Genomic DNA, 18,142 nt, shown 5'->3' on the forward strand with positions numbered 1-18,142 from the left:
TATTACTGAGAAAAAAACATGATACTTGGAAAGATAAAAATAAAATCCTACCTTAAAATGTTTACCTTCATTTTTAGCTCGAGTTTATTGGTGGGCTGTCTTCATCATGCTCCTACGACACAAGCTCAAGGTCATTTGGATAAATATGCAGAAATACGCCGCACTAGTTTAGGCATTCCACATATTAAAGCTAAAAATTGGCTTGGATTAGGTTACGGCTATGGTTATGTTCAGGCACAGGACAACCTCTGTACTATGGCAGATTCCTTTCTGACTTATCGTGGCGAACGCTCCCGCTATTTTGGCGGACAAGCCACACTGGTTTATGAAGGGGTAACAGATAGAGTGAAAAATCTGGATTCTGATTTTTATCACCGCCATATTCTTTCAGAAGATATGTTACAACGTATGATTCAAGCCCAACCTGAAAAAGTCAAACAACTTGTTTCCGGCTTCACGGCGGGTTATAACCGATACCTGCACGAATTATCCCTTCATAACACGGCACATCAGGCTTGCCGCAATCAGATCTGGATCCAGCCAATCAGTGAGCAGGATATTTACCGGCGTATGTATGCGGTCTTATTCGCGGAGGGGTATACCCGTATGTTAACTAACATTGTCAGTGCCCAACCTCCTGCGGCATTATCAAATACAGATAGTTCAACCGCTGAATCACCCCTATCAATAGCTACATTTAGTTTGAACAGTTTGGCAAGCAAAGGCGTTGGCAGTAATGCTTATGGATTTGGAACACAAGCCACCCATTCAGATTCCCCTCTATTGTTTGGCAATCCACATTGGTTTTGGTTTGGCCCAGACCGTTTTTATCAGGCTCAATTCACAATCCCGGGTGAAATTAATGTCAGTGGAGCATCGTTTTTAGGTATTCCCATTATCCAGATTGGTTTTAACGATAATATTGCATGGAGCCACACCAATTCGGTAGCTGCCCACACGGGGTTTTATGAACTCAGTCTGGCACCTGATGATCCATTAAGTTATCTCCGTGATGGCAAAAAAATAAAAATGCAAGCCAACACCATCACAGTTCAGGTTAAACAAGATTCTGGCTCTTTGACTCCGGTTACTCGCACATTGTATAAATCAGAATATGGGCCACTGGTGAATCTTTCCCCACTAAGTTGGGACACAGAAAAAGCATTTGCAGTCCGCGATATCAATCAAGAAAATTTTCGCTCATGGCGAAATTGGGTACGCTGGGGTCAAGCCCGTTCTCTTGACGAATTTATTGCTATCCAACAACAAGAAGTGGCTATGCCTTGGGTGAATACCGTCGCTGTTGGTCGTGGCAATGATCAGGTCTGGTATGCAGATATGGGGGCTGTCCCTAATGTTTCTCCAGAACAAGTGAAAATGTGTACCACTAAATCACGCCAAATCTTAGCTGCGCAATTGGATCCAGCTATCCCATTTTTTGACGGTTCACGCAGTTTCTGTGATTGGCAGAGTGACCCTGATTCAGCCCAAATCGGTGCTGTAGGGCCGGCGCGAATGCCCAACTTATTGCGCACTGATTATGTTGCCAATATGAACGACAGTTATTGGCTTACCAATCCTCAATCTCCCTTGACAGGTTACCCGGCCATCTTTGGTTCCGATGGTAATACCCCTGTCAGTATGCGTACACGTTTAGGTCATATAATGGTACAGGAACGTTTGCAAGGCCGTGATCAGTACCCGGGGAAATTCATCAACACTGAGATACTTCAGAAAATGGTTTTAAACAGCCGTGTTTTGACTGCTGAATTATTCAAAGCCCAACTGTTAGAAAAAGCCTGTCATTCACCACTGGTTGATGTACAACATGATCCTCTGAATGACATAACCTATTCCTCTCCGAAACGGGTTAATGTAACCACAGCCTGCCATATTCTAAAGGCTTGGGATAATAGTGGTCATATCACCGCGCGAGGATCACATATTTGGGATGGTGTTTGGGATCGTCTGCTGGATTTACCGGATCACATTTTATTTGCCATTCCCTTTGACAAAAACGATCCATTAAATACACCGCGTAAACTCCATGATGATGTAACAGAAACACTTCGACAAGCACTGGGAGCGACTGTGCTGGATTTAAATCAGCACGGATTATCACTGAATGCACAACGGGGTGACTATTTATATTTATCACGAGGAAAGAATCGTGTTCCTTTATATGGTGGCTGTGATGAAATCGGGTATTTCACCATTGCCTGTGTAAAAAAGATCGACGATACAAAACTCAATACCTTTGGCAACAGCTACTTACAGCTTGTTGGTTTTCCAAATAATAAAGTAGAGGCTTATACTTTATTATTAACCTCATTGTCAGATGATCCTGCTTCGCCGCATTATAGTGACTCCACCCGTTTCTATAAGACTAAACAATGGTTACATTTACCCTTTACAGAATCAGAAATTGTCTCAGATCCAAATTATAGTCTTCTGATTTTAACGGATTGATATTCCATGTTAAATAAAATTCAAAAGTTACTACAGCAAAAGAGGTGCCACTGACAGAACAGAAAACTACCTATTTCTTGATATTAAAGCCTTTAAAAAGAGGCTCATCATAGGATTTTATATTTTATTACCTTCGTAGTAAGCGATATATCCTTTACCACAATGACGAGCTACCGGTTTAACACCCTGTAAGTGATATTGAATATTTCCGTCAGTGAATACACTATCAAAAATGTAATTAGGGCGAACTTCGTATACAACCCACACCGTACCATTTAGTCCGGTGTGGGTTCGCCCAGAACTATAACAGTAGTTAGAATCTGTATTTACTGATGCAGTTGCAACGGCTCCAGTTAATGCAATTCCTGTTGCCAATGCTCCGCCTACGAATAATTTCTTAAACATAAAAAAATTCCCCTTAACATTATCTAAACTTTCTATTTAAAATTATCACTTATCAAAGCATATTTGATAAGATGCGCTAAATGTAAATCATCCCAAGATATTTTTACCATTTCAAAATTTGTAAAAGGTATATATTTTATATATTGAAAGTTTGGCTGGAATTATAAAATAATGACAGGACAGAACAATAATTAAATATTATTATCCATCTTGGATTCGCATCATAAAGCTAAAAACCCCGTTGTTTTAACGAGGTTTATTAACTTACTGAAAGCCAGGGATAATGTAGCTTTCGGTGTGATTTTCCTATGACTTTATGCCTTCATATTTACCAACATAAACACTCATTCCACAGGAATATAATTTTTTAAAGCCTTTTAAATGCCATTTGATGCCATCTTCATTACGCACATCGAGAAAAACAATACCATCTTTAACAAGATATTTAGTATATAAATCATTGTGATATTCTATAGAAGAAGAATAGCAGTTATTCCAGGGAATATCTACGTTTGCCGATGCAGTCCCTGCAAATAAAACACCCGCGGCCAATGCTCCAACTGTCAATAATTTATTGAACATAAACATTCTCCTGTCATAATTTTAGAATTTAAAACTTAAATATATTACTTATAAAGTTATTTTTGATAACGCACGTAAATATAAATTATCATCTATCGATGTTGCAATTTTAAAATTTAGAAACCGATCATACACTCATTCTGGATTAGAAAACTAATTTAGATTATTATAATTTATAATAGGTAGTGACATTTCTATTATTCACATAGTGAAAATAATTTATTTATAATTAAGACCTTATTGAATTAAATAATATACAGTCAAGTGCATTAATTATTATCTAACTGCTAATTTCTTATTGTTATCAGAATTCTGTTATTTTGATAAATATCAATGTATACCCAATGGATTTCAAGGCGCATCGCGGCGGCAACGGAGAAAATCCTCAGGAGCATATACCCAATGGATTTCAAGATGCAGCACGACGGCAAAGGAATGAACCCCCAGGAGCATAGCTAACTATGTGACTGGGGTGAGTGAGCGCAGCCAACAAAGCTGCAACTTGAAAGACGACGGGTATAGATAACTATGTGACTGGGGTGAGTAAGCGTAGCCAACAAAGAGGCAATTTGAAAGATGAAGGGTATAGATATTAAAGTGTAGGATACTATAAAACATAATGGCTCCTGTAAATTCTATTCAGCCAACATCATTGATATCACCTGTTATCAATATGCAGCAACTGACCCGGATTTATCAACATGGTGCAAAGAACCCAATACCAATTCTGAACGGTATCACAGCACAGATTTTCGCCGGCCAGAGTTGCGCGATTGTTGGCACATCGGGTTCGGGTAAAAGTACATTACTGAATATTCTCGGTCTGCTGGATAAACCCACTTCCGGGGAATATTTTCTTTGCGGCGTTGATATGTCAACAGCCAATGCTGAACTTCGGGCCAGAATGCGCAATAAAGAAATTGGTTTTGTTTTTCAAAGTTTTCATTTATTGGCCGGAATGACAGCAACAGAAAATGTCGCTCTGCCGCTTCTTTACCGCGGTATTTCGGCCTCACTTGCCCATAAAATTGCCAGAGAAAAACTACATTTGGTGGGGCTTTCACACCGTGCCATGCATTTTCCGGCAGATCTATCCGGCGGTCAGCGGCAGCGGGTGGCACTCGCCAGGGCATTAGTCGGAGAACCTTCATTACTGCTGGCGGATGAACCCACCGGAAATCTTGATCAACAAACGGCAGAAGAAATTTTGTGGCTGCTTTCATCCCTTCACACAGACAATTCGATGACGCTGGTCGTAATAACCCATGATTCTATGGTTGCAAACCATATGCAGCGTGAATTACTCATGGTTGACGGTCAGTTGCATGAAACCAGAGGTGTGGCAGTTCATGTATGATAAGAGTCAGTTCGGCAGCTATGGCATGTCGGCATTAATGATGTGGAGAGAAGCCTGGCGTAATTTAATGGCAACAGGGAGAAATACTCTGCTTGCTTTATCAGGTATTGCTATTGGCTGTGCATCTGTTGTGGCTTTTGTGAATACCGGGCATAACGCCACTCTTGCTGCATTAAAGATGTTCAGCGGGCTTGATATCAATGTCATTACAACAAATTTTTATTCCTATCATAATGGGGTTGATGCTGAATCAATTAAAGTGAATGACTTGAAAACGGCTGTTCCCGGTTTGTCTTCAGCAGCCCCGTGGATCTATTACTCTTCTCCTGTGCGCTATAACGGGGAAACAAAAACATTTATCGTGATAGGTTCTTCCGCAGAACTTGAAGAAGTCATGCGATTGCAAATTCGTCATGGCCGATTTATTTCTGATTATGACCAGCGCTCTCCTTATCTGGTTATTGGCAATGAAATAGCCGTTACCCTCGGTAAAGGGGATGCATCCCGAATACTTGGCAGGCAGATTCAGCTTGGTAATTATTTATACACAGTGATTGGTATTTTCGACGTAAAAGGGCAAAACCCTATTTTTCCTTTTTCTCTGGATTCGGTAATTGTTGTTCCTATTGATACTATGCGTAAAATATCATCCAGTACTAATCTGAATGGCATTATTTCCCGCACGATAACAACCTCCACTACAGAAACCGATGCAAAGAACTTATTGGCATTTTTTAAGAATAAGTTCCCAACGGTTGAAATTGAAGTTCGGATTGCTCAGCAGCTACTGCAAGGACAGACAGAGCAAAGCAGAACCTTTTCTTTTATGTTGATAGGATTAGCAGGCATTTCATTACTTACCGGCGGCATTGCCATTTCCAATGTCATGCTGATGAACATCACAGCCCGACGCAAAGAAATCGGATTGCGTATGGCCTTAGGCGCAAGAATTCAGGATATACGACATCTGTTTTTGTATGAAACTGCTGCACTGACTTTTGCAGGCGCAATTATTGGGGCATTGGTTGGTGTCATCGTTTCTTTCCTTTTTGTTCTGTATTCCGGCTGGTCATTTTCTCTGGCTCCCTTATCTATTCCTTTAGGGATCGGGAGTTCAATTGTGGCGGGACTTATCTCCGGCGTTTATCCCGCACATAAAGCCTCACAAATGGAACCCGTACAGGCATTACGTGATGATTAAAAAATATTTCTTTTATAGTTTCCTGACTCTGTTCTTCTGTTTTCCCCAAACAGGAATTTCTGCGCCTGAACAGAAACAATCAACTTCATCAGAATCTGATCATAGCCTGCATCGGGAAACCTCAGGAAAAGTAATAGACCTGTCATTAAGTGACGCGATCTCGTTGGGTTTAAGAAACAACTATGCAATTCGCAGTGTTTATCTGGATCGCATTGCACAGAAATTCGATTTGCGGGTGGCAAAAGACAGGTTTACACCCAAACTACAGCTAAGCGGACGTTATATTACGGGTAAAAATCAGGATGCGAGTTTCAGGAAAGCCAACCTTTCCCCTAAGGCCACATTACTGACTCCGTTGGGAACACGTTTCACGCTTTCATGGGCACGTGAAAACAATAAATCGGGGATAAACAATTTTCACAATGATGGTGCAAGTATTACGGTAATCCAGCCTCTTTTGCGGGGAGCTGGAACCGATGTTAATAATGCCCCGGCCTTATTGGCAAAACTCCGGGAACAGACCAACCGACTGAATCTAAAAGCAACGATTTCCGATTCAATCACACAAATCATTCTGGCCTATCATTCGTTACTCCGCGCTCAGGAACAACAGGCATTGTCTGTCGCTTCCCTTAAACGTATGCAAAAATTAGTGGAGACAAATAAGGAACTGATTGATGCCGGCAGAATGGCCCAAACAGATATCATACAAACTCTAGCTGATCTCGCCATGCAAGAACTTTCAGCGAAAGAGGCTGAAAATAATGTGCATACCACAAAACTGGCATTACTTAAGTTACTCGCCCTGAATCTCAAAACGCCTATCCATGCAGCCGATACGCTTAAAGGCACTCATGTCAGTCTGAACGTTGAACAATCCATAAAAAAAGCGCAGGCTCAACAACCGGTTTATCTTATCCAGCTACTTTCCGCAAAAACCGAAGATATTCAACTATTGCAGGCCCGGGATAACCGACTCTGGGATTTGTCACTGGTTGGAGGAACGTCCCATTATCGTTCATCCTCTTCTGACACCCGCAACTGGGAAAATTATGTGGGTATGCAGCTGGAGATCCCAATCGGGGATATGATACAGAAACAAGCGGAAGTTCAGGCCAGAGTTGATGTTCAGAAGCAGGCATTACATCTGGAAGAGGCCAGAATACATCTGGAACAGAAAGTCATTAATGCCATCCGAGATACCGAATCCCGCTGGCAGGAATATCAGTTAGCGATAAAAGCCAGTTCACTTTCTCAAAAGAAACTCGACATTGAACAGGAAAAATTACAGGCAGGACGATCCAGCAACTTTCAGGTACTGAGTTTTGAAACCGACCTAAGAAATGCCGAAAATGCCCGCTTGAATACACTTATCCAGTATCTCAATGCGCAGGCTGAGCTGGATCAAATTCTGGGCACAACGCTGGAAAGCTGGGAAATAACGATTAATGAATAAACATTTAATACTGACATGTTCAATGATTAAACGTTATCGATGGGTTATAGCTGGCATATTTGTTATGACAATTTGTTTTTTAGCCTTTTTTTCCGCAGGGCAAGTGTTCTCAGGAAAATCCTCAGATCAACAATCAGTGCAATGGATTGAAGTCAACCCCGGACTTATAGAAAAACAACTGGGCTTAGTCGGCAAACTGCAATCCAGACGCCTTGAAACCATACCTGCGCCATTTGAGGGTATTATCAAGCAGGTTCTGGTTAAAGAAGGGCAGCGGGTGAATGCGGGTCAGACATTAGTAATGCTTGATACCCGAAAAATTGATATCGAACTTCGGCAGGCGCAGGCCGATATGATTAAGGCATCATCAGTTGTTGACCAATTACATGACTGGGAAAACAGTCAGGAAGTTATCCGAGCCAGAAGGAACGTCGAAAATGCGAACCATATGGTGATGGAATTAAAAAATAATCTCGCCAAAACACAGGCACTTTTTTCACGGGGCATCGTTCCGCGAATGGAAGTGGAAACCCTTGAGCAACAACTTCGTCGGCAGCTCACAGAGTTCGCATCAGCACAGGACGATCTGGTCTCTACCCGACAAAAAGGGAGTGTTAATAACGTACGTGTTGCAGAGATGGAACTTCAGAATGCGACAAGCCGTTACCAGGCACTACAGGAACAATACTCTCACAAAGAAATCAAAGCCCCATTTTCAGGTGTCGTACTCAGGGCAACGCAGGGAGAAAAAGGGAAGTCCTTAACGATTCAGACCGGTGTTCGGGTTACCGAAGGAACACCTTTACTGGAAATTATGGATACAACACAGTATCAGGTATTGGCACAAGTTGAAGAAGCAGATCTTGCCAAACTCAAAGAGAGGCAGTCAGTCAAAATCAGCGGAGAGGGCTTTTCTGATCACCCTCTGGATGGAGAAATTGAAACCATTGCCATGCAAAGCGCCAATAACGATAAACCCGGATCGGCGATTTATTATGATGTTGTGATTAAAGTGACTTCATCCATGAATCGGAATTATCCCATCAGGTCCGGTATGAGTGCCAAAGTCAATATTGTTATTTATTGCAATGAACAAGGGTTTGTTGTACCAGAAAAAACAATAACTCGTGATAGCGACGGGCAGTTATCAGTAATCTGGCGCCCAAATTTAAAACATCAGGCAGTGTACCGGCTGGTAACTGTCGGAGAGGCTATGCCGGAAGGCGTGGAGATCCACGGACTGGAAGCAGGGTTTATTGCGTTGCCTCAATGAAAATAACCCCGAATGAAGGGACTCAGGCTGCTGACAAACTCGTTCAAAATAACGGTATGGAGATGAAAAGACCCTGAATACAGGGCCTTAATTAGAAAGTCATGATGATTTGGTGAGGCTTGGGAAGGCTTTAGATCATTCCCACTCAATTGTTGCCGGCGGTTTACCGCTGATGTCATAGACCACCCGCGAAATACCATCGACTTCATTGATAATTCTGTTCGATACACGGCCCAAGAAATCATATGGCAGATGTGCCCAATGAGCAGTCATAAAGTCGATTGTTTCTACCGCACGCAGGGAAACAACCCAGTCGTATTTACGGCCATCGCCCATAACACCTACAGAACGGACTGGCAGGAATACCGTAAATGCTTGGCTGACTTTATTGTATAAATCCGCTTTATGCAGTTCTTCAATGAAGATAGCATCCGCACGGCGCAGCAGGTCACAATACTCTTTCTTCACTTCGCCCAATACGCGAACACCAAGACCCGGTCCCGGGAATGGATGACGATACAGCATGTCATATGGCAGACCCAGCTCCAGACCGATACGACGAACTTCGTCTTTGAACAGCTCTTTCAGCGGTTCAACCAGACCCAGTTTCATATCTTTCGGCAGTCCGCCCACATTGTGGTGAGATTTAATGACATGAGCATTACCGGTTGCAGATGCAGCAGATTCGATCACGTCTGGATAAATCGTGCCCTGTGCCAGCCAATTAACCTGAGTTTGTTTTGATGCTTCTTCATCAAATACATCAATAAAGACGTGGCCGATAGCTTTACGTTTAGCTTCTGGCTCATCAATGCCCGCCAGTGCGGACAGGAAGCGATCTTCCGCTTTAACATGGATGATATTCAGGTCAAATTTACCTTCAAACATCTCCATGACCTGATCTGCTTCATTCAGACGCAATAAACCGTTATCCACGAAGACACAGGTCAAGCGCTTACCAATCGCACGGTTCAGCAACAATGCAGTAACAGAGGAATCGACACCACCAGACAGCGCCAGAATAACTTGGTCATCACCAATCTGCGCACGCAGACGCTCTACGACATCATCAATAATAGAAGCGGGGGTCCACAGCGCTTCACATTGACAGATATCCAGCACGAAGCGTTTAAGAATATTTTGTCCCTGATGAGTGTGTGTCACTTCTGGGTGGAATTGAACACCGTAAAAACGTTTTTCATCGTTGGCCATTATAGCGAATGGGCAAGTTTCAGTGCTGGCAATTGTTGTAAAATCAGCAGGGATAGCTGTCACTTTATCACCATGACTCATCCATACATCTAACAAAGGCTTGCCATCTTCGCTCAGCGTATCTTGAATATCGCGGAATAATTCACAGTTATTTCTGATCTCAACTTGAGCATAACCGAATTCACGCTCATTAGAACAGAAAACTTGGCCACCCAATTGCATGGACATAGTTTGCATGCCATAACAGATACCTAATACTGGTACACCTGCGTTGAAAACATATTCCGGTGCACGAGGACTATTGTTTTCAGTTGTACTCTCAGGGCCACCAGAAAGGATAATACCGTTCGGATTAAATTCGCGGATTTGCTCTTCAGTGACATTCCATGTCCAAAGTTCACAATAAACACCAATTTCACGAATACGGCGGGCAATAAGCTGTGTATATTGCGAACCAAAGTCAAGGATCAGAATACGATGCTGATGGATATTAGTTGTCATTTGAGGTGAATTCCCAAAACAAGTGGCAATTAAAAGATAAAAAAGTCAGTGGCCCGACTTGCGAGCCACTCTAAATAAATTACAGTCCCAGACGATAGTTTGGTGATTCTTTGGTAATAGTCACGTCATGAACGTGGCTTTCCTGAATCCCAGCACCACTGATACGAACAAATTCTGCTTTAGTTCTCAGTTCATCAATGGTTGCACAACCAGTCAGTCCCATACAGGAACGCAATCCACCCATTTGTTGGTGAACGATGCTTTTCAGTAGACCCTTGTAAGCAACACGACCTTCGATACCTTCTGGAACCAGTTTGTCTGCTGCGTTATCGGTCTGGAAATAACGGTCAGATGAGCCTTTGGACATCGCACCCAGAGAACCCATACCGCGATAAGATTTGAACGAACGGCCTTGGTACAATTCGATTTCACCCGGAGATTCTTCTGTGCCTGCCAGCATTGAACCGACCATGACACACGCCGCACCCGCAGCAATCGCTTTGGCGATATCACCGGAGAAACGGATGCCACCATCCGCAATCACTGGAATACCCGTACCTTCCAGTGCTTCAACCGCATCTGCAATCGCAGTGATTTGAGGAACACCTACACCAGTTACGATACGGGTTGTACAGATAGAACCTGGACCAATACCTACTTTTACTGCGTTAACGCCCGCTTCCATCAGTGCCTTAGCACCTTCGCCGGTCGCTACGTTACCACCGATGATTTGTAAATCAGGGTACTTAGCACGGGTTTCACGAATACGCTGCAAAACACCTTCAGAATGACCGTGAGAAGAATCGATCAGCAGTACATCTACACCCGCAGCAACCAATGCATCAACACGCTCTTCGTTGCCAGCACCTGCTCCAACCGCAGCACCAACACGCAAACGACCTTGCTCATCTTTACATGCATTTGGCTTACGTTCTGCTTTTTGGAAATCTTTTACCGTAATCATGCCAAGCAGATGGAAATTATCATCAACAACCAGCGCTTTCTCAACACGTTGTTCATGCATTTTTTGCAAAACAACTTCACGGGCTTCGCCTTCTTTTACCGTTACCAGACGTTCCTTCGGGGTCATTACCGCAGTGACCGGCTGATCCAGATCGGTCACGAAACGCACATCACGACCAGTAATAATACCGACCAGCTCATTCGCTTCGGTCACAACCGGATAACCAGCAAAACCATTTCGTTCAGTCAGTTCGTGGACTTCACGCAGAGTCGTTTGTAGCGTTACAGTAACAGGATCGGTAACAACACCACTTTCGTGCTTCTTCACGCGGCTGACTTCTTCAGCCTGACGCTCGATTGACATATTTTTATGAATGAAGCCAATGCCCCCTTCCTGTGCCAGTGCGATTGCTAGTGAAGATTCCGTTACGGTATCCATAGCAGCAGAAAGCATAGGAACGTTTAGGCGAATAACAGAAGTTAATTGAGTGGACAGATCTGCTGTGTTAGGCAGGACTGTAGAATGGGCAGGTACCAACAAAACATCGTCGAAAGTTAATGCTTCTTTTTTAATTCGTAACATGGGCAATATCTCACCAAGCAATGGGCAATAAGAGGGATAAAATATTGCCGCGGCATTATACAGGCCGAAATCGGTTGCCTCCAGCATTTTTTGAAAAAAATTCTTGATTAGTCCTGAGAGGTGATTAATATCGTTTAATTAAGCCCTTGCTTTAAAATTTGATCTGGATCACATGTCGCTACCAACCAATACCGGGATCTTTTCTGTTAGCCGCCTGAATCAGACGGTTCGTCAACTATTGGAGATGGAAATGGGCAGAATCTGGATTTCTGCCGAAATGTCCAATTTTTCTCAGCCATCATCAGGACACTGGTACTTCACATTAAAGGATGAACGTGCACAAATTCGTGCTGCCATGTTCCGAAATCAAAATCTGAGGGCAACTTTTCGCCCACAAAATGGTCAACAAGTGTTGGTTCGGGCACAAATCACCCTGTATGAACCCCGGGGTGATTATCAACTGATTGTGGAAAGTATCCAACCTGCCGGTGATGGGCTGCTACAACAACAATTTGAAGCATTGAAACAGAAACTCTCCGCAGAGGGATTATTTGAACAGTTCCATAAAAAAACTCTGCCCTCACCTGCAAAACGCCTTGGTGTGATTACTTCTGCCAGCGGCGCAGCATTGCACGACATTCTGAATATCTTGAAGCGCCGTGATCCTTCCTTGCCGATTATCATTTACCCTACCGCTGTTCAGGGTGCAGAAGCACCATTGCAGATTATTCGGGCAATTGAACTGGCGAATACCCGGCAAGAGTGTGATGTATTGATTGTTGGACGTGGCGGTGGTTCGCTGGAAGATTTATGGTGCTTTAATGATGAGCACGTAGCACGGGCAATATTTCAAAGCCGTATTCCCATTGTCAGTGCTGTCGGGCATGAAACTGATGTGACCATTGCTGATTTTGTCGCTGATCTACGCGCACCGACACCTTCCGCAGCAGCAGAGTTAGTCAGCCGTAATCAGATAGAATTATTACGGCAAATTCAATCTCTGCAACAACGCCTTGAAATGACGATGGATTACTTTTTTGCTCAAAAGCAACGCGTGTTTAATGGATTGCAGCATCGGCTACAACAACAACGGCCTGATTTGCGCTTGGCACGCCAGAAAAATCATTTGGCTGAGTTACGCCAAAAGTTAATTGATAATTTATTACGTTGTCTGAAACAGAATTCAATTTCATATGAAAAGTGGAATCAACGGCTGTTACACATTCATCCTGAACGGGAAATCCAATATTACAGTCAATCTATCCAACAACTTGATTTTCGTTTAAAACAAGCTGTTGAGCGGCAATTAGGGCGTTATCGGGAAAAGTTTGCTGTTTCCTGTTCACGGATGGAAGCCGTTAGTCCTCTGGCGACGTTGATCCGTGGCTATAGTATCAGTGAAGCGCCTGATGGGAAGTTGTTAAAAAAGGTTAAGCAGATCAAAGTTGGAGAGATACTGAAAACCCGGTTACAGGATGGTTGGGTTGAGAGTCAGGTGACGCAGGTGACAAAAGTAAGAAAGAGAAAAACATCACAATAGATGTAGGAAAATAGCGGTGAGTTTTCACCACTATTTCTTCTATATGGCCATTTAGATTCGATTAGAAACGAACTTCAGCCCCCATAACGTAAGTTCTGCCACGAGCTGTTTGAGCCACAGCATCCCCACTCGATATATTCGCTGAAGAATTCATGCGATTCAAGGCATCAGCATAGTTTTTGTTAGCTACGTTCTGTACTGAGAATTTAATAAAGATATTTTTATTGATTTGATAATCCGTATATAAATCAACAATGGTCGGTATTTTATTATCTTTTACCATTTTCTCACTGATACTCGAATCACCATCTGTTTCAAGATCTTGATGGTAAGACTGACCTGTATATTTCACAATTGCACCAATACGAATTTTTTCATCCAGTAAACGAACACCTGTATCTAATGTCATATAGCTTTCTGGTAACTGAGATGCAGAGCTTGTTCCCATAAAAGTTGCCGCCTGTGTGGTAGGCTGTCGTGTTTTTTGCTGACTATAAGCTAATGAACTATAAAATACACCTGCATCATAATTAGCTGCAATTTCATAACCTTTCATCGTAACTGGAGTCAAACTATTCGTATAAATATATGTACTGACACTCGGATTTAACTCATCAAATTCTTCTGTGGTTAAGTTTCCATCCATTTTACACATTTTCTTCTCACCGCAGAGCATATAATGATCACTACTAATATAATTTTTAATCTTTGTGTGGAATAGTGTTGCTTTCAGACGGAATGTATCTCCATCAACAATTAAATTTGGGCGATAACTATTAAAACCAATTTGATAAGTATCTGCTATTTCGCCTTTGAGGAAAGGATTGACAGAATTACCTTCTCCACCAGGATAAAATACTTCCTGAATATTTGGCGCTCTCATTGAATGCGTGTAGCTCACAAATGGCTGAAATTCAGGTATAATTTCTGCTGATAATAAAATGCTCGGATTAAAAGCATGATTTTTTAAATCTACCTGAGCAGCTCCTTGAGGGAAACAGGAAATTCGCGGATCACAGGCTGGCTTAACTCCTTTAAGACTGTAATCTAAATAATTAAGTCCCAAATCAGCAGTATAAATACCATGTTCTATTTTGAGCCGGCTATAAATGCTGGTAATATCCTGAGTTCCGGCTGGTGAAAACACATTGTTTTCTTCTTTTACTGTATTATCAGCACCAACACCGATGAGCGTTTTCTTTTTATATTCAGTGCGCATCAATTTACTGCCAAGAGTAAATGCAAAATCAGTATCAGCATAATTAAATCGGCTGGTGTTTTTAACATTAATAGCATTAGATTTATTATGCGACTCAGTCCTACCTAAACCGGGTATAGAATCCATCTGCAACATCTGATCGCCACGTCCCGTACTAAGCAGCACCTCAGTATCAATTAATTCACTAAATGGTGTGTAATGATATTTCAGATAATAATCATAGCTATCAATATGGCGTTTAGTAAATTTATTATGATAGAAACGCCCGGAGAACTCCAAATCATGAAAATCATTGGGTTTAATATTTACTTTCATCAGTTGTGAATTTGGTTTCTGTTTAAATGTCTTATCCGTACCAAACTCTTCACTGCTGATACCCATACCATTTTTATAATGAGCATCAATACTGTGGCCACTCACAGCCAGCATAGCCCCAATAGAACCTTCTGGACTGAATGCCTGCGTTTTTCCCGCAATTGCAATCATGCCATTTTTGCCGATGCCATTAGTACCATAGTTTGATTTAGTCCGGATGCCCAGATTATTGCCTTCGAAAATAACATCATCAATCCCAATAGTACGGAAATTCGCACTTCCGGCCAGCGCATTGACTGAACCGTCATCGTTAGCCTGTCCACGGTCAATATCTGTTCGTATAATAAAATTAGGATCAATCAAAGTACCAAACTGATTATACTGAGTCCCATGTCCATACTCAGTCGGTGCTATACCATAAAAACTCTGGCTAACACCATCCACCATCATATTAACGCGGCCAAAACCACTTAACCCACGGATATTAACACTTACTGTTCCTTGGCTGGCATCCATCTGAGTATAAGTTCCCGGCAAACTGCGCAGTACGCTATCCATAGATTCGAGTTTATTATCTTCACCCACAGAACTATAAGCGCCGGGTTTTTCCATTGCTTCAATATGCGGAGAATTTTTATTATCCTGAGCGCCAGAAACTTTCAGACTGCTGAATCGGGTAACTTTTTCTTTTTTATTGTCATCCGTATTTTCGGCATAAGCGATCCCCTGAAGCCCGATCAAAACTGCGCTGGCTCCAGCTATTTTTGCTACAATTTTCATTAACCTTACCCTAAATAAGAGAATATTTATTGTTGTTCACATTGCTTCGTAAATTTACGTAATAGAACGCTATGGCACTGATAAATAATTACCAGTCCCATAGGTTATAAATATATTTTTTTTAATCTTTTAATTCTGGAAAATATGTTTTAGCGTTATCTAACATCAATAAGAAACTGTAATCAAAAGCGATGTCATTTATACGATTAAAACGTCCAGTCTTTCCACCATGCCCGGTATCCATATTCGTCTCCAATAATAAAAGACTATTACCCTGTTTCATTTCCCTTAATTTCGCTATCCATTTTGCAGGCTCCCAATATTGCACCTGAGAATCATGCAAACCTGTTGTAACCAGCAAGTGTGGATAACGCTGATGTTTAATATTGTCATAAGGGCTATAAGATTTAATACGAAGGTAATCTTCTTTATTATTCGGATTACCCCACTCTTCATATTCCCCCGTAGTCAGAGGAATGGATGAGTCAAGCATGGTTGTCAGTGCATCCACAAAAGGCACTTTCGCAATGACGCCACGATATAATTCTGGTGCCTGATTAATGACTGCCCCCATTAATAAACCACCCGCACTGCCGCCTTCTGCATAAACACGCTTGCTATCACCATAGCCATCAGCAATCAGCGTCTTGGTCGCATCAATAAAATCATGAAAACTGTTCATCTTGTTTTCGATTTTACCTTGCAGATACCAATTCTTGCCTAAATCACCACCACCACGCACATGCACCAGCGCATAGACAAAACCGCGATCCAACAAACTCAGCAATGCAGAACTAAAATAGGGATCCATGCTGATGCCATAAGCACCATAACCGTAAATCAGGATCGGGTTCTCACCTTTTTTGAACAGGGATTTGCGGTACACCAGTGAAACAGGTACTTCCACACCATCACGCGCTTTTACCCAAATGCGCTGGCTTTCATAATTCTCTTTGTTGAAGCCTTTAACTTCCTGCTGTTTCAATAGCTCACGCTCACCTGTCTGCATATCCCACTGGAATACAGAACTTGGCGTTGTCATGGATGAATAGCTGTAACGTAATAAGTTAGTGTCCGGCTCAGGATTATAACTCAATGAGGCCATATAGGCCGGATCATCAAATTGTACGCGTTTTTCCTGCTGAGTTTTCCAATCAATCTGACGGATTGACGATAATCCTTTGGTACGTTCTTGTAAAACCAGCCAGTTGTTGAACAACGCAAAGTTTTCCAGATCCGTATTTTCCTGAGGCGCAATAACGGTTTCCCAAGATCTATTGATAGCCTCTGTCCGATATAAACCAAATAGTGGGTTTTCATGGTTAGAACGGATATAAAACTGTCCACGAAAATGATCGAGATCGTACTCACGTCCCGCCTGACGGGCAGAGAAAACTTGTGGCTCTGTTTGCGGATTGTTAGCATCAATCAGGCGATATTCTGAAGTTGAGTAACTTGAACTCGAAATCAAAATATAATCAAGCGAAGTACTTTCCGAAATTGACAGATAAAAACGATCATCTTCTTCCTGATAAACCTTTTTATCCTGCTTGGTATCCGTGCCATATTGATGGCGGAATAACTGATAAGGCAATAAAGTTTGTACATCTCTGCGCACATAAAACAGGGTGTTGCCATCATTGGCCCACAAAATATTACCGGACGTATTTTCTATGGCATTATTCTGCCAGTCAGCATCGGCAAAATTCTTAAATGAGATTTGGAAATTACGGCGCCCTTGGGTATCTTCTGCCACCGCAATGCGCTTGTTATCCAACGTAACAGCAAATCCGCCTATTTGATAAAACTTATGGCCTTTTGCCCGCTCGTTGCCATCAACCATAACCTGCCAGTCAGATGAGTTATCGGCAGGCTTACGCTGATAAATCGGGAAATCCTTCCCGGCTTCGTAAACGGTACGATAAATATACCCATTATAGGTATAAGGAACAGATTGATCTTCTTTACTCATTCTGTCAGTCATTTCTTTATACAGGGTTTCACGCAACTCCTGACCTGATTTCAGCATTTGCTTGGTATACTGATTTTCAGACGTTAAGTAATTAATGACATTTTTGTCCTGACGGTTGTCATCGCGCAGCCAATAGTAATTATCGATGCGGGTATCTCCGTGGATCTCCATCTTATGCGGCTGTTTTGTCGCCATAGGTGGCACCATATTTTCCTCCGTTGCGATAGTGGCAAAACTATTGCTCAACAAACTTCCTCCCAGCAAAAAGCCGATCATGGCTCTTTTACTGCTACTGCGCATTATCTTTTTTATAG

The 18,142-nt window shown here is 42.2% G+C and carries 12 protein-coding genes; 6 read left to right on the plus strand and 6 right to left on the minus strand.

Annotated elements, in window-relative coordinates; translation table 11 throughout:
* Nucleotides 1-90: 90 nt before the first annotated feature.
* On the plus strand, nucleotides 91-2,469 hold the full coding sequence (locus tag AACQ81_RS05125) for a penicillin acylase family protein (RefSeq protein ID WP_339353396.1): 2,379 nt from the start codon (nucleotides 91-93) through the stop codon (nucleotides 2,467-2,469).
* Between the two features lie 117 nt (nucleotides 2,470-2,586).
* Here AACQ81_RS05125 and AACQ81_RS05130 read toward each other — a convergent pair whose 3' ends face one another.
* Entirely contained in the window at nucleotides 2,587-2,874 is a 288-nt protein-coding gene (locus AACQ81_RS05130; protein WP_237385096.1) for a hypothetical protein, read from the minus strand.
* A 306-nt stretch (nucleotides 2,875-3,180) separates the two neighbouring features.
* Complete coding sequence (locus tag AACQ81_RS05135; RefSeq protein WP_237385097.1) at nucleotides 3,181-3,456, minus strand: hypothetical protein; 276 nt, start codon at nucleotides 3,454-3,456, stop codon at nucleotides 3,181-3,183.
* A gap of 619 nt (nucleotides 3,457-4,075) precedes the next feature.
* On the opposite strand from AACQ81_RS05135, the gene AACQ81_RS05140 reads away from it, so the two are divergent.
* From AACQ81_RS05140 to AACQ81_RS05155, 4 genes are all read left to right on the plus strand, one after another.
* A complete protein-coding gene (locus tag AACQ81_RS05140; protein WP_237385098.1) occupies nucleotides 4,076-4,813 on the plus strand; it encodes an ABC transporter ATP-binding protein in 738 nt (245 codons plus the stop codon).
* Nucleotides 4,806-6,014, plus strand: a complete 1,209-nt coding sequence (locus AACQ81_RS05145) for an ABC transporter permease (protein ID WP_237385099.1) — start codon at nucleotides 4,806-4,808, stop codon at nucleotides 6,012-6,014. The genes AACQ81_RS05140 and AACQ81_RS05145 overlap by 8 nt, the downstream gene beginning before the upstream one ends.
* Nucleotides 6,007-7,470 (plus strand): TolC family protein, encoded by a 1,464-nt coding sequence (locus AACQ81_RS05150; protein ID WP_237385100.1) that lies wholly within the window; start codon nucleotides 6,007-6,009, stop codon nucleotides 7,468-7,470. The genes AACQ81_RS05145 and AACQ81_RS05150 overlap by 8 nt, the downstream gene beginning before the upstream one ends.
* 64 nt (nucleotides 7,471-7,534) lie before the next feature.
* Nucleotides 7,535-8,743: an efflux RND transporter periplasmic adaptor subunit gene (locus AACQ81_RS05155; RefSeq protein WP_237385101.1), complete on the plus strand. Its 1,209-nt coding sequence runs from the start codon at nucleotides 7,535-7,537 to the stop codon at nucleotides 8,741-8,743.
* A gap of 135 nt (nucleotides 8,744-8,878) precedes the next feature.
* Here the strand turns inward: AACQ81_RS05155 and guaA are convergent, their stop codons facing one another.
* A complete protein-coding gene (guaA, locus tag AACQ81_RS05160) occupies nucleotides 8,879-10,456 on the minus strand; it encodes a glutamine-hydrolyzing GMP synthase (protein WP_237385102.1) in 1,578 nt (525 codons plus the stop codon).
* A 79-nt stretch (nucleotides 10,457-10,535) separates the two neighbouring features.
* Complete coding sequence (gene guaB / locus AACQ81_RS05165; RefSeq protein WP_237385103.1) at nucleotides 10,536-12,002, minus strand: IMP dehydrogenase; 1,467 nt, start codon at nucleotides 12,000-12,002, stop codon at nucleotides 10,536-10,538.
* 172 nt (nucleotides 12,003-12,174) lie between these two features.
* On the opposite strand from guaB, the gene xseA reads away from it, so the two are divergent.
* Nucleotides 12,175-13,542 (plus strand): exodeoxyribonuclease VII large subunit, encoded by a 1,368-nt coding sequence (xseA, locus tag AACQ81_RS05170; protein WP_237385104.1) that lies wholly within the window; start codon nucleotides 12,175-12,177, stop codon nucleotides 13,540-13,542.
* 61 nt (nucleotides 13,543-13,603) lie between these two features.
* Here xseA and AACQ81_RS05175 read toward each other — a convergent pair whose 3' ends face one another.
* Nucleotides 13,604-15,856 (minus strand): TonB-dependent receptor domain-containing protein, encoded by a 2,253-nt coding sequence (locus AACQ81_RS05175; RefSeq protein WP_237385105.1) that lies wholly within the window; start codon nucleotides 15,854-15,856, stop codon nucleotides 13,604-13,606.
* Nucleotides 15,857-15,977: 121 nt separating this feature from the next.
* A complete protein-coding gene (locus AACQ81_RS05180; protein ID WP_443089509.1) occupies nucleotides 15,978-18,128 on the minus strand; it encodes a S9 family peptidase in 2,151 nt (716 codons plus the stop codon).
* Nucleotides 18,129-18,142 lie beyond the last annotated feature (14 nt).

This window comes from Xenorhabdus sp. Sc-CR9, assembly GCF_963897815.1.
In the GTDB taxonomy this organism is placed as follows: Bacteria; Pseudomonadota; Gammaproteobacteria; order Enterobacterales; family Enterobacteriaceae; genus Xenorhabdus.

Bases quoted from the DNA above. Each gene is read 5' to 3' on its own strand.
- AACQ81_RS05130 (WP_237385096.1), bottom strand. From the start codon at position 2,874: ATGTTTAAGAAATTATTCGTAGGCGGAGCATTGGCAACAGGAATTGCA.
- AACQ81_RS05135 (WP_237385097.1), bottom strand. From the start codon at position 3,456: ATGTTCAATAAATTATTGACAGTTGGAGCATTGGCCGCGGGTGTTTTA.
- AACQ81_RS05140 (WP_237385098.1), top strand. From the start codon at position 4,076: ATGGCTCCTGTAAATTCTATTCAGCCAACATCATTGATATCACCTGTT.
- AACQ81_RS05145 (WP_237385099.1), top strand. From the start codon at position 4,806: ATGTATGATAAGAGTCAGTTCGGCAGCTATGGCATGTCGGCATTAATG.
- AACQ81_RS05150 (WP_237385100.1), top strand. From the start codon at position 6,007: ATGATTAAAAAATATTTCTTTTATAGTTTCCTGACTCTGTTCTTCTGT.
- AACQ81_RS05155 (WP_237385101.1), top strand. From the start codon at position 7,535: ATGACAATTTGTTTTTTAGCCTTTTTTTCCGCAGGGCAAGTGTTCTCA.
- guaA (WP_237385102.1), bottom strand. From the start codon at position 10,456: ATGACAACTAATATCCATCAGCATCGTATTCTGATCCTTGACTTTGGT.
- guaB (WP_237385103.1), bottom strand. From the start codon at position 12,002: ATGTTACGAATTAAAAAAGAAGCATTAACTTTCGACGATGTTTTGTTG.
- xseA (WP_237385104.1), top strand. From the start codon at position 12,175: ATGTCGCTACCAACCAATACCGGGATCTTTTCTGTTAGCCGCCTGAAT.
- AACQ81_RS05175 (WP_237385105.1), bottom strand. From the start codon at position 15,856: ATGAAAATTGTAGCAAAAATAGCTGGAGCCAGCGCAGTTTTGATCGGG.
- AACQ81_RS05180 (WP_443089509.1), bottom strand. From the start codon at position 18,128: ATGCGCAGTAGCAGTAAAAGAGCCATGATCGGCTTTTTGCTGGGAGGA.